Annotated in this window: 10 protein-coding genes and 2 riboswitches; all 10 genes read right to left on the bottom strand. The window is 27.7% G+C overall.

Features of this window, described 5'->3' with window-relative positions; translation table 11 throughout:
* Positions 1-65 precede the first annotated feature (65 nt).
* Complete coding sequence (purH, locus tag EV215_RS03345; protein ID WP_134112574.1) at positions 66-1628, bottom strand: bifunctional phosphoribosylaminoimidazolecarboxamide formyltransferase/IMP cyclohydrolase; 1563 nt, start codon at positions 1626-1628, stop codon at positions 66-68.
* A 140-nt stretch (positions 1629-1768) separates the two neighbouring features.
* A riboswitch (ZMP/ZTP riboswitch) is annotated at positions 1769-1856 on the bottom strand.
* Between the two features lie 13 nt (positions 1857-1869).
* A complete protein-coding gene (purN, locus tag EV215_RS03340; RefSeq protein ID WP_134112573.1) occupies positions 1870-2451 on the bottom strand; it encodes a phosphoribosylglycinamide formyltransferase in 582 nt (193 codons plus the stop codon).
* Complete coding sequence (purM, locus tag EV215_RS03335; protein ID WP_134112572.1) at positions 2439-3434, bottom strand: phosphoribosylformylglycinamidine cyclo-ligase; 996 nt, start codon at positions 3432-3434, stop codon at positions 2439-2441. Before purM ends, purN begins: the two co-directional genes overlap by 13 nt.
* A 14-nt stretch (positions 3435-3448) precedes the next feature.
* The gene (gene purF / locus EV215_RS03330; RefSeq protein ID WP_134112571.1) at positions 3449-4843 is read right to left on the bottom strand and encodes an amidophosphoribosyltransferase; all 1395 of its coding nucleotides are present in this window, start codon (positions 4841-4843) and stop codon (positions 3449-3451) included.
* Between the two features lies 1 nt (position 4844).
* Positions 4845-5558 carry a phosphoribosylaminoimidazolesuccinocarboxamide synthase gene (purC, locus tag EV215_RS03325; RefSeq protein ID WP_371682581.1) on the bottom strand — a complete coding sequence of 238 codons (714 nt, stop codon included), beginning with the start codon at positions 5556-5558 and terminating at the stop codon, positions 4845-4847.
* Between the two features lie 18 nt (positions 5559-5576).
* Positions 5577-6713, bottom strand: a complete 1137-nt coding sequence (locus tag EV215_RS03320; RefSeq protein ID WP_134112570.1) for a 5-(carboxyamino)imidazole ribonucleotide synthase — start codon at positions 6711-6713, stop codon at positions 5577-5579.
* Between the two features lie 11 nt (positions 6714-6724).
* Positions 6725-7231: a 5-(carboxyamino)imidazole ribonucleotide mutase gene (gene purE / locus EV215_RS03315; protein WP_134112569.1), complete on the bottom strand. Its 507-nt coding sequence runs from the start codon at positions 7229-7231 to the stop codon at positions 6725-6727.
* Between the two features lie 13 nt (positions 7232-7244).
* Positions 7245-10943, bottom strand: coding sequence for a phosphoribosylformylglycinamidine synthase (locus EV215_RS03310; protein ID WP_134112568.1), 3699 nt, complete (start codon positions 10941-10943; stop codon positions 7245-7247).
* Positions 10944-11048: 105 nt separating this feature from the next.
* Positions 11049-11146: riboswitch (purine riboswitch) on the bottom strand.
* Positions 11147-11338: 192 nt separating this feature from the next.
* Positions 11339-11638 (bottom strand): hypothetical protein, encoded by a 300-nt coding sequence (locus EV215_RS03305; protein WP_134112567.1) that lies wholly within the window; start codon positions 11636-11638, stop codon positions 11339-11341.
* A 20-nt stretch (positions 11639-11658) separates the two neighbouring features.
* Entirely contained in the window at positions 11659-12936 is a 1278-nt protein-coding gene (thiC, locus tag EV215_RS03300; protein WP_134112566.1) for a phosphomethylpyrimidine synthase ThiC, read from the bottom strand.
* Between the last annotated feature and the right edge of the window lie 30 nt (positions 12937-12966).

Here is a 12966-nt window from a genome sequence, read left to right as displayed (position 1 = left end):
TAATTTCGAACTTATAATATTTTCATAAAATTAGCATTAAATTTTTTGATTAAACTTTTTTTATATTAATGTCTAAAATGTCTCATTTTAGTAAATACCATAGCTATTCCATATTTATTACAAGCTTCTATTGAATCTTTATCTCTTATAGAGCCTCCTGGTTGAATAATAGCTGTAATTCCCGCTTTAGCTGCTTCTTCTACTGAATCAGAAAATGGAAAAAATGCATCTGAAGCAAGTGCTGCTCCTTTTAATATATCTACTCCCAAATGTTCTCCTGCGTGTTCTATTGCTTGTTTACATGCCCATATTCTATTTACTTGTCCTGGTCCTACTCCAAGTGAAGTTTCATCTTTTGCTATTGCTATACCATTTGATTTTGCATATTTTACTACTTTCCATGCAAACATCATATCAGCAATTTCTTTTTCTGTAGGTTTTCTATCTGTTACTACTTCTAATTCATCTTGTAATAATAAATTATCTACTTCTTGTATTAATAAGCCTCCTCCTACTTTTTTTAGATCATATGCATCAGTGCTATATTTATTTGTAATATTATCAAGAATTAATAATCTTATATTTTTCTTAGCTTTTAATATTTCAAGTGCTTTTTCTGTAAATGAAGGAGCTACAACTATTTCTATAAATATCTTATTAATTTCTGTAGCTACTCTTTCATCTATCTCTCTGTTCGATACAACTATTCCACCAAATATTGATACTGGGTCTGCATTATATGCTTTCATATATGCTTCATAAATATCATCAGCACTTCCTACACCACATGGATTAGCATGTTTACAAGCTACAATTGTAGGTTTATCAAATTCTTTTAATAGTTCAAGTGCTCCATTTGTATCATTAATGTTATTATATGATAATGCTTTTCCATGTAATTGAATTGCATCTGTTAAAAAACCTTTATCTCTTACTACTTCTTTATAAAATGCTGCTGCTTGATGAGGATTTTCTCCATATCTCATATCTTGAACTTTTTCAAAAGTTAAAGTAATTGTTTCTGGAAACTCTTTTTTATTTTCTTCTTTTTCATATTCTTTTCTTAAATAATCAGCTATCAATGAATCATAATGAGCTGTATGTTCAAATACTTTTTTAGCTAAATAAAAATTTGTTTTTTTAGATATTTTTTTATTTTCTTTTAATTCCCCTATTATTATTGCATAATCTTTTGGATCAACAATTACTGATACATCTTGAAAATTTTTAGCAGCAGAACGAAGCATCGTTGGCCCTCCAATATCTATATTTTCTATTGCTTCTTCTCTGGTTACTCCTTCTTTTAATATAGTCTCTTTGAATGGATATAAATTTACCACAACAATATCAATAGGAGTTATGTTTAATTCTTTAATTTGATTCATATGATCTTTATTATCTCTTATTGCTAAAAGTCCAGCATGAATATTTGGATGAAGAGTTTTTACTCTACCATCAAGACATTCAGGAAATCCAGTTATTTCTGATATCCCTATTACGTTTATTCCTGCTTCTTCTAGCTTTTTAGATGTTCCTCCAGTTGAAATTATTTCAATTCCTAAATTTGCAAGTTCCTTAGCAAATTCGACTATACCAGTCTTGTCTGATACACTAATTAAAGCTCTCATTGTATCCCTCCTAAATTTATATTTTAATATTAAAAATTAATAAACTTATTTTACACTCATAAAAATATATTTTGATTTTATTATAATTACTTTTTTATAAATAAAAACCGCCTAGACAAAAACAGCAGAAATTCTCTACTAGAATTTGCCCAGGCGGTCGGCTCTTATATATCCTCTTGTAATCCCTGTGAGTTTTTCCCACATTATCCGCCGGTCATACAAGATTTTATTTATCTATATATTATCGTTTTTTTTTATCTTTTTCAAGTATTTTTATTGCTTCCACTAATAACTCGTGTTCTTTTTCTAATACCCTTTTTTGTACATCTTCTGCTGTATCTTTTTCATATACTGGTACTTTTTTTTGGGCTATTATTTCTCCACCATCAATTTCATTTGTTACAAAATGCACTGTACATCCTGATTCAATTTCTTTATTTTCAACTACTGCTCTATGTACATTCATTCCATACATACCTTTTCCTCCAAATTTTGGTAAAAGTGATGGGTGAATATTTATTATTTTATTTTCCCATTTTTTTATAAATTCAGATGATACAATTGATAAAAATCCAGCTAATATAATTAAATCTATATCATTTGAAATAACTTTTTCTATTTCATTAAAAAGATTTTTTTTTAATTCTTTTCTATTAAATAAATATGTTTTTATATTATGTTTTTTAGCTCTTTCAATTCCGTATGCTTCTCTATCTGAAATCACACATTCTATTTTTGCATTAAGTTTTTTTTCTTCAATTGCATCTATTATTGATTGAAGATTACTACCACTACCTGATATTAGTACAACTATCTTAAGCATATTTTTTCTTCCCCTTTAATTATTTTCCCTATTACATATGCTTCTTCTTTATTTTGTTTTAATATTTCTATTATTTCAGATTTATATTTATCTTTTGCTATTATTACAAAGCCTACCCCCATATTAAATGTTCCCCACATTTCATTTTCTGGTACACCTTTTGATTGAAGATATTTAAATATTTCAAGTATTTGAATATTTGACTTTTCTATATCAGCACAAAGTCCATCAGGAATAATTCTAGGTATATTTTCTACAAGTCCTCCACCTGTTATATGTGCAAGACCAGTTACTTTTACTTTTTTCAATACTTCTAATACAGGTTTTACATATATTTTTGTAGGTTTTAACAATTCTTTGTATATCTCTTTTCCATTAAAATTTTCATAGTAGTTTGTAACTATTTTTCTAACTAACGAAAATCCATTACTATGTACTCCCGATGATTTTACAGCAATTATTGTATCCCCTTCTGATATTTCTTCTCCTGTTATTACTTCATCTCTTTCAACAGCTCCTACACAAAATCCCGCTATATCATAATCACCTTCTTTATAAAATCCTGGCATTTCCGCAGTCTCTCCACCTACTAACGCACATTCTGCTTTATAACATGCTTCTGCTACTCCTCCAACTATTATTTTTGATACTTCAGAATCAAGTTTACCACAAGCTAAATAATCTAAAAAAAATAAAGGTTTAGCTCCATGACATAATATATCATTTGCACACATAGCAAAACAATCTTGTCCTATTGTATCATATTTTTTTGTAGTAAATGCTATTTCTAATTTTGTTCCTACACCATCAGTTCCAGAAACTAATACAGGATTTTTATAATCACTAAGTGCATAAAATGCTCCAAAACTTCCTAATCCACTTAAAACATTTTCATTATGTGTTTTTTTTACAGCATCTTTTATTTTTTCAACTGCCTTGTATCCTTCTTCTTTATCTACACCTGCATCCTTATATGTTATCATATTATCCTCCATAATTATTTATTATTTTCCATTGGTGCATATATTGGATATACTCCATTAAAACAACCTAAACAATAATTTTTACTTTCTAAACTATCTAATAAATTATTTATTTCTAAATATTCTAATGAATCTGCTCCTATTTCTTTACATATTTCTGCTACACTTTTTTTAGAAGCAATCAATTCATCTCTATGGGCAGTATCAATTCCAAAATAACAAGGAAATTTTACTGCTGGAGAAGCTGATCTAAAATGAACTTCTTTTGCCCCTGCATCACGGAGAAGTTTTACAAGTCTTTTACTTGTCGTACCTCTTACTAAAGAATCATCTACTATTACTACTCTTTTATTTTCAATATTTGCTTTAAGTACATTTAATTTTACTGATATAGCTTTTTCTCTTAATTCTTGAGTAGGTGCTATAAAAGTCCGGGCTATATATTTATTTTTTATTAATCCTATTCCATAAGGTATACCTGATGCTTCTGCAAATCCAATAGCTGAAGGAATCCCAGAGTCAGGTACACCAATAACTATATCTGCATCTATTTTATGTTGTTCATATAATTTTCTACCAGCTTGATATCTAGCTTCATATACTGATATTCCATCCATTTCACTATCAGGTCTAGCAAAATATATATATTCAAATGCACAAGGTGATTTATAACTTTTTTCTGCATATTGATATGAATGTAGTCCATCTTCATCTATTATAAGTACTTCTCCTGGATTAATATCTCTTATAAGTTTTGCTCCTATTGCATCAAGTCCACAACTTTCAGAACTAAGAACATAACTCCCATCTTCAAGTTGTCCTAAACAAAGAGGTCTTATTCCATATGGATCTCTTATCCCTATTAATTTTTTTTCTTTTGCAATAATAAGTGCGTATGAACCTTGTATAGCTCCTACCGTATCAAGAATCGCTTCATCTATTCCTTTACTTGCTTTTCTTGATATTAATTTTAATATTATTTCTGAATCTATTGTTGTTTGAAATATTGTCCCCGTATCTTCAAATAACTCTCTTATAATTTTAGAATTTACTAAAGTTCCATTATGAGCAACTGAAATATATCCTAATTTACAATGAGCTTCTAATGGTTGGGCATTTATTAAAGAAGAATCTCCACAAGTAGAATATCTTACATGTCCAATAGCAAGATTTCCTGTCATCTCATTAAGCTTTGGCGTAGTAAATACTTCTGCCACTCTTCCCATTCCCTTATGTACTTTTATTTCGGAACCATCAAATACTGTAATTCCTGCACTCTCTTGTCCTCTGTGTTGTAAGGCATAAAGACCATAATACATCAATGATGCTATATCTGATCTCTTTTCTTTTGAATAAATCCCAAAAATTCCACATTCTTCTTGTAATTTATCATCTGTTAAATTATACATATTACTCACCTAATCTTTTTAAAATTTCAATATAAGCTTCTTCTACATTTCCAAGATTTCTTCTAAATCTATCTTTATCTAATTTTTCTCCTGTTTCTTTATCCCATAATCTACAAGTATCTGGTGTTATTTCGTCTGCTAATAAAATTTCACCTCTATTATTTTTACCAAATTCAATTTTAAAATCAACTAATGTTATTCCTTCTTTATCAAACATATCTTTTAATAACCTATTTATTTTAGCTGTAATTGTATATATCTCTTTTAATTCATCATAGGTTGCAAGTCCTAATGCTATTGCATGATGATCATTTATCAAAGGATCTCCATATTCATCGTTTTTATAACATATTTCAAATATTATATTTTTAGGTTTTGTTCCTTCTTTTATCCCTACTCTTTTTGCCATACTTCCAGCTATTATATTTCTTGTTATTACTTCAAGAGGAAAAATAGTTAATTTTTCACATAATTGTTCTCTATCATTTAATTTTTCTTTAAAATGTGTTTTTACCCCTTGTTTTTCAAGTTGTTCAAATAATATTGCTGTTATTTTATTATTTAAAATTCCTTTATTATTTATTTGAGATTTTTTTACTCCATTAAATGCAGTAGCATCATCTTTATAATGTATTATTACTAAATTTTCATCATTTGTAGCAAATATTTGTTTAGCTTTACCTTCATATAACATTTCTTTTTTTATAATCTCCATTATTCCTCCCAAATTATTTTAACCAAGTGAATCACTAATAATTTTTAATTTTTCTCTTGCTGCTTTAGCATTTGATATTGCTTTATTAATATCTTTATTTAATACTGTTATATGTCCCATTTTTCTAAAAGGCCTTGTTTCTCTTTTACCATAAATATGCAAATATGTTTTAGGTAATTTAAAAACTTCTTCTTCATTTTTAATTTTAGTTTTACCATGATATCCATCTTCTCCTAATATATTTATCATACATGCATTAGATAAAAGTGTAGTATCTCCTAAAGGATAATTTAAAATAGCTCTTAAAAATTGTTCATACTGAGATGTTGTACATGCTTCAATTGTATAATGTCCTGAATTATGAGGTCTTGGAGCTATTTCATTTACTAAAATTTCATCATCTTCAGTTAGAAAAAATTCAATTCCGAATATTCCAATACCATCTAGTGCTTTTATACATTCAATAGCAATTTTTTTTGCTTTTTCTCCAATCTCTTTTGAGATTTGTGCAGGAACTATTACTGTATCACATATATTTGTTTTTTCATCAAAGGCCATCTCTACTACTGGATAAGTTTTTATCTCTCCATTAGTATTTCTTGCTATCATAATTGCTAATTCTTTCTTACATTTAATATATTTTTCAAAATAACTTTCTTCTTTTATTATATTTTTTATATCATCTTTTGATTTTAGTATAAAAACTCCTTTTCCATCATATCCGCCTGTACAACTTTTTTGTACAACTGGAAAACCAAATTTTTCTATTTGTATTTTTAAATTATTTTTATCTACATATTCCCAATAAGATGTAGGAATATTATAATTATTTAATAATTTTTTTTGCTTTGACTTATCTTGAATAATTTCTATTACATTAGAACTTGGATAAACTTTTTTACCTTGATTTTCTATTTCTTTTAATATTTTAACATTGATATGTTCTATTTCATATGTAACTACATCACATTTGTTAGCTAATTCTAAAATTTTTTCATCATCATATAAATCTCCTACTATATAATCATTTGAAATTTCACTAGCTGGTGAAGGATGTTCTGTAGTTAATACTATTGTTGGGATGCTCATCTTTCTTGCCTCTAAAATTGTCATTTTCCCTAATTGTCCGCCACCAATAATACCAATCGTCTTCAAGGTTTTTCCCCCTATTTTAAATATTCTTTAAAACCAATATTTTCTAATCTTTTTGCTTTTTCCTCAACTTCTTTTTTCATGTTTTCACTATATAATTTTATTTTCTTTCTTATATTTTCATCTTTTATTCCTATTATTTTTGCTGATAATATACCTGCATTTTTAGCTCCATTTATTGCAACAGTAGCTACAGGTACTCCGCCTGGCATTTGAACTATAGAAAGTAAAGAATCTAACCCATTTAATTTAGAGCTCTTTACAGGTACTCCTATTACAGGTAAATTAGTAATTGCTGCAACCATTCCTGGTAAATGTGCTGCCCCTCCAGCACCTGCTATAATTACATCAATTCCTTTTTCTTCTGCAGTTTTTGCATATTCATACATTCTATCTACCGTTCTATGTGCAGAAACTACTGTTAATTCATATTCAATATTAAATTCTTCCAATATTTCTGCAGCAGCTTTCATTACTGGTAAATCAGAATCACTTCCCATTATTATTCCTACTTTTCCCATTTTTATCCTCACTTTATTTAAAATATTTCACTCCATTTTCAAAAATATTCTGTACTTTATTACCATCTATATTTTTATATAAATTTTCTCCCATTCTTTCAGAATGTCCCATTTTCCCAAATATTTTTCCATCTTTACTTATTATCCCTTCAATTGCCATATATGATCCATTTGGGTTATATATTCCATTCATTGTAGGATTTCCTTCTAAATCTACATATTGTGTAATTATTTGACCATTTTTTACTAGTTCATCTAGTATTTCTTTAGATGCTACAAATTTACCCTCTCCATGTGATACAACTATCCTATGAATATCACCAATAGAAAAACTTGTTAACCATGGTGATTTAGTTGATGCTATTCTTGTATAAACCATTTGTGATACATGTCTATTTATATTATTTGTAGTAAGAGTTGGACTTTTTGAATCTATTTTTCCTATTTCTCCATATGGTAATAATCCACTTTTTACTAGTGCTTGAAATCCATTGCATATTCCTAATATTAAGCTATCTTTTTCTAAAAATTTATTTATACTGCTTTTTATTTCATTATTTAATAAAATATTTGCAATAAATTTACCTGAACCATCTGGTTCATCTCCTGCAGAAAATCCTCCTGCAAACATAATTATTTGTGAATTTTCTATGTTTTTTTTCATTTCATTTATTGATTCAATTATATCATTATGTGTTCTATTCCTAAACACCATAGTTTCTACATCAGCGCCCGCTTTTACAAAAGCTTTCATAGAATCATATTCACAGTTAGTTCCTGGAAAAATAGGTATAAAAACTTTTGGTTTAATATCTTTAGATGATTTTTTTATAAAAATTTCTTTAGAATAATCTATTTTTTCTATTTTTTCTGATTTTTTATCAGTATAAATAGGAAATACTTTTTCTATTTTACCTTGCCATATATTTATTAATTCATCTATATCAAATTCTATTCCATTTATATTTATTTTATTATTATTTACTATTTTACCTAATTTAATTAAATTTTTATAATTTAAATTTTCTGTAGCTTCAATTACAATACTTCCATAATCCATTTCAAATAGATCTATATTTGTATTAATTTCCACTCCCAATTTATTTCCAAAACTCATTTTACATATTGCTTCTGCTATTCCTCCATGTTTAATAGAAAATGCTGAAACAATTTTTTTACTTATTATATTTTTATATATAAAATCAAAATTTTCTTTTAATTCCTCTACATTTGGAGTAAAATCATCATTTTTATTATGTTTTACTAAATATATATAATTATCTGCTTTTTTAAATTCTGTAGAAATAATATTACTTGCATCAGTTGTTGTTACTGCAAAAGATATAAGTGTTGGTGGCACATTTAAATCATTAAAAGTTCCACTCATACTATCTTTTCCACCTATTGCAGGTAAATTAAATGCATTTTGCATATCTAATGCTCCAAGTAAAGCACTAAATGGTTTACCCCATTTTTTTGCATCTTTCCCAAGTCTTTCAAAATATTCTTGAAAAGAAAATCTAATATTTTTATAATCCGCTCCAAGAGCTACTACTTTTGCTATTGATTCTATTACAGCATATGCTGCCCCATGATATGGTGACCATTTTGCAATTTTAGGATTATATCCAAATGTCATTACACTTACAGTATTTGTATCTCCTTCTATTACAGGTATTTTTTGTACACTTCCTTCTGTTTCACTTAATTGGTATTTACCACCAAATGGCATAAGTACAGTTGTTGCTCCTATTGTTGCATCAAACATTTCAACAAGTCCTTTTTGCCCCGCTATATTTAATTCTTTTAAAGTTTCTACTAATCTCTCTTTTAGTTCCTTCCCTTTATTAATATTAAATGGACTATTATTATAATCTACTTTTTCTACTATAACTTCTGTTTTAGCTCTTGCTCCGTTAGTATTTAAAAACTCTCTTGAAATATCTACTATTGTAATATTTTTCCATTTCATTACAAGTCTATTTGTATCGGTAATCTCTGCTACTTTAACTGCTTCTATATTTTCATTATTAGCTAGTTTTATAAATTTATCTAAATTTTCTTTTTCTATTACAACAGACATTCTTTCTTGTGATTCAGATATTGCCAGCTCTGTTCCATTTAAACCGGAATATTTTACAGGTACTTTGTCTAAATCTATCTCAAGTCCATCTGCTAATTCTCCAATTGCTACTGATACTCCTCCAGCTCCAAAATCATTGCTTTTTTTAATAAGTTTTGTTACTTCTGGATTTCTAAATAATCTTTGAATTTTTCTCTCTTCTGGAGCATTTCCCTTTTGTACTTCTGCACTGCATTCAACTATTGAATCAATATTATGTTCTTTTGATGAACCAGTAGCTCCTCCACATCCATCTCTACCTGTTTTACCTCCAAGTAAAATTACTATATCTCCAGGATTTGGTTTTTCTCTTCTTACATACTCTTTTTTTACTGCTCCTACTACAGCTCCTACTTCCATTCTTTTTGCTTTATATCCTTCATCATATATCTCTTTTACAAAAGTAGTAGCAAGTCCTATTTGATTTCCATATGAACTATATCCATGAGCTGCTTCTTTTGTTATTACTCTTTGTGGAAGTTTTCCTTTCAAAGTATCTTCAATTTTTTCTGTAATATCTGCAGCTCCACTTATTCTCATTGCTTGATATACATATGCTCTTCCTGATAAAGGATCTCTTATAGCTCCACCTATACATGTAGACGCACCACCAAATGGTTCTATTTCTGTCGGATGATTATGAGTTTCATTTTTAAACATTAATAACCAATCCTCTTTTTTACCATTTACATCTACCTTTATCTCTATACTACATGCATTTATTTCATCTGATACTTCTAAGTCATCTAACAAACCTAATTTTCTCATTTTTTTCATACCAAGAGTGGCTAAATCCATTAAACACATAGTTTTTTTATTATTATGTACATATTCTCTATCATTTAAATAATTTTCAAATGCTTTTTTTATTACTTCATCTTCTATTTTTACATTTAAAATTTCTGTTTCAAAAGTAGTATGTCTGCAATGATCAGACCAATATGTATCTAGCACTTTTATCTCTGTTTCTGTTGGATCTCTTTTTTCTTCATTTTTAAAATACTCTTGTATGAATTTAATATCTTCAAATGACATAGCAAATCCATTATTTATTCTAAATTGTTCTAATTCTCGTTCTGTGAAATTTATAAAATTTGTAAAAGTGCATACTTCTTCTGGAATAGGTTGTGATTCGATATTTAAAGGCGAGAATAAATCTTTTTCTCTTGTTTCGACAGGATTTATATAATATGATTTTATTTTTTCTAATTCTTCTTTTGTAATATTTCCTTCTAATATTAAAAGTTTTCCACTTCTTACTTCTACATCTTCAATATCACTAATTAATTTTATACATTGAACCGCAGAATCAGCCCTTTGGTCAAATTGCCCTGGCAAAAATTCAGTTGCAAAAAAATTAGTTAATTTATCTAATTCAACATTTACAATATTGTCCACAGCAGGTTCTGAAAAAATTGTATACTTAGCTCTATCTAATGTAGTCTCATCAATATTAAATATATCATATATATTTAATACCCTTACATTATCAATACTCCTTATTTGCAAATTTTCAACAAAATCATTTAGCAAATTATTAGCTTCTACACCAAACTCTTTTTTCTTTTCTACAAAAAGTCTGCAGTTCATTGATTCCTCCTAAAAATATTTTATAAATTAAAAAATGCTTAAGAATATATTTCTATAAGTGAAATACACTCTTAAGCACTTTTATAAACATAATAATACAAAAATAGCTTAATATATTTCACTCATAGTAGGTTATTTACGGTAACCTGTAGAGACTTCTGACCATATTACAGAATTATATGAGTGTTTTTATTTTTTTATAGAAGAAAGTTAAAGAAATATTCTCTAAATACTTTCTTCTATAAATTTATGTTCGCTTTTCGTTCTTAATATTATTTTAAAATCATCTTTATAGTATCAATAAAGAGCAAAATTGTCAATATGTTTTAATAAAAATATTTTTTTAACAAATTTGATATCTTTTTTTATATAGTAATGCGATTATATATTCGAATTTAGTACAATGATATTAAAACTATATTTTGAGTGTATTTTTTCATTTTATTTAATAATTTTAGATGTTCGTCTATAACTTTAATCGTGACTAAAATTATGGATTTATTTTTTATTATACTTTTTACAAAACTGTATTTTAATATTTGATTTTCTTTCTCTAAAATAATATCTCTAAACGGTATTTTTGTATTATGACTATATCCTAAAGCAAAAAATTTATCTTTTTTATCTATTGGCACTATATAATCTGCTTTAAAATTGGTATTTTTGCTAAATTCAACACCTTTTTTATAATACATTAAATACTCCTCTTCCATATTTATTCAACCTCTTTAATTCTTTTAATTGGGCACATATCACCACACATTGTACATACTTCATCATTTTCAGGCATAGATGATTTTCTATATTCAATAGCTTTTTCTTTATCAATAGCTAAATCAAACATTTTTGCCCAATTTAACTCTCCTCTAGCTTTACTCATTGCATTATCCCAATCTTTTGCACCTTTTATTCCTTTTGCTATATCTGCTGCATGTGCTGCTATTCTTGTAGCTATAAGTCCTTCTTTCATATCATCTATATCTGGAAGTCTTAAATGTTCTGCTGGAGTTACATAACATAAAAAATCTGCTCCATTTGATGCCGCTATCGCTCCACCTATTGCTGCTGTAATATGGTCATAACCTGGTGCTATATCTGTTACTACTGGTCCAAGTACATAAAATGGTGCTCCATGACATAATTTTTTCTCTATCTGCATATTTGTAACAATCTCGTGTAATGGTATATGTCCTGGTCCTTCTATCATTACTTGTACATTTTCCTCCCATGCTCTTTTGGTAAGTTCGCCCAAAAATAATAATTCTTGTATTTGAGATGGATCTGTTGAATCTTTTATACTTCCTGGTCTAAGTCCATCTCCTAGACTCAAAGTAACATCATATTTTTTACATATTTCTAAAAGTCTATCATAATATTCATAAAATGGATTTTCTTTATTATTAAGTTTCATCCATTGATATAGTATAGAACCTCCTCTACTAACTACATGAGTAAGTCTTTTATTATTATCAAGCCTTTCTGCTGATATCCTATTAAACCCAGCATGAACTGTAATAAAATCCACTCCATCCTGACAATGTTCTTCTACCACCTCAAATAAATCATCTACTGTCATATCTTTTATATTTTTCCCATATTTTGCAACTGCATCGTACATAGGTACAGTCCCTATCATTATTGGTGAAGTTTCTATTAATTTTTTTCTAAATTTTTTAGTATCTCCAAATATACTAAGATCCATTATTGCATCTGCTTTATATTCAAGTGCTTTTTCTACTTTTTTAAGTTCTTTTATTTCACTATATTCATCTTCTGATACTCCAATATTTACATTAACTTTTGTTTTAAGGCCTTCTCCTACTCCTATTCCTATAAGATTTTTATGATTTTTATTAGCTGGTATTACTATTTTCCCTTCTGCTATCTTTTGTATAAGTTTTTCTTTTGATATTGCTTCATTTTTTACTACCTCTTCCATTTGTTTAGTAAAAATCCCTTTTTTTGCTGCATCCATTTGAGTAGTATAATTCATTTTATTCCTCCCTTTTTAAAAGACAAAATT

This window comes from Hypnocyclicus thermotrophus (genome assembly GCF_004365575.1).
GTDB lineage: Bacteria > Fusobacteriota > Fusobacteriia > Fusobacteriales > Fusobacteriaceae > Hypnocyclicus > Hypnocyclicus thermotrophus.
Note: the sequence above shows the minus strand (reverse complement) of the source record. Positions and strands in the feature narration are given on the sequence as shown.

Bases quoted from the DNA above. Each gene is read 5' to 3' on its own strand.
- purH (WP_134112574.1), bottom strand. From the start codon at position 1,628: ATGAGAGCTTTAATTAGTGTATCAGACAAGACTGGTATAGTCGAATTT.
- thiC (WP_134112566.1), bottom strand. From the start codon at position 12,936: ATGAATTATACTACTCAAATGGATGCAGCAAAAAAAGGGATTTTTACT.
- purN (WP_134112573.1), bottom strand. From the start codon at position 2,451: ATGCTTAAGATAGTTGTACTAATATCAGGTAGTGGTAGTAATCTTCAA.
- purC (WP_371682581.1), bottom strand. From the start codon at position 5,558: ATGGAGATTATAAAAAAAGAAATGTTATATGAAGGTAAAGCTAAACAA.
- purM (WP_134112572.1), bottom strand. From the start codon at position 3,434: ATGATAACATATAAGGATGCAGGTGTAGATAAAGAAGAAGGATACAAG.
- EV215_RS03305 (WP_134112567.1), bottom strand. From the start codon at position 11,638: ATGTATTATAAAAAAGGTGTTGAATTTAGCAAAAATACCAATTTTAAA.
- EV215_RS03310 (WP_134112568.1), bottom strand. From the start codon at position 10,943: ATGAACTGCAGACTTTTTGTAGAAAAGAAAAAAGAGTTTGGTGTAGAA.
- purE (WP_134112569.1), bottom strand. From the start codon at position 7,231: ATGGGAAAAGTAGGAATAATAATGGGAAGTGATTCTGATTTACCAGTA.
- purF (WP_134112571.1), bottom strand. From the start codon at position 4,843: ATGTATAATTTAACAGATGATAAATTACAAGAAGAATGTGGAATTTTT.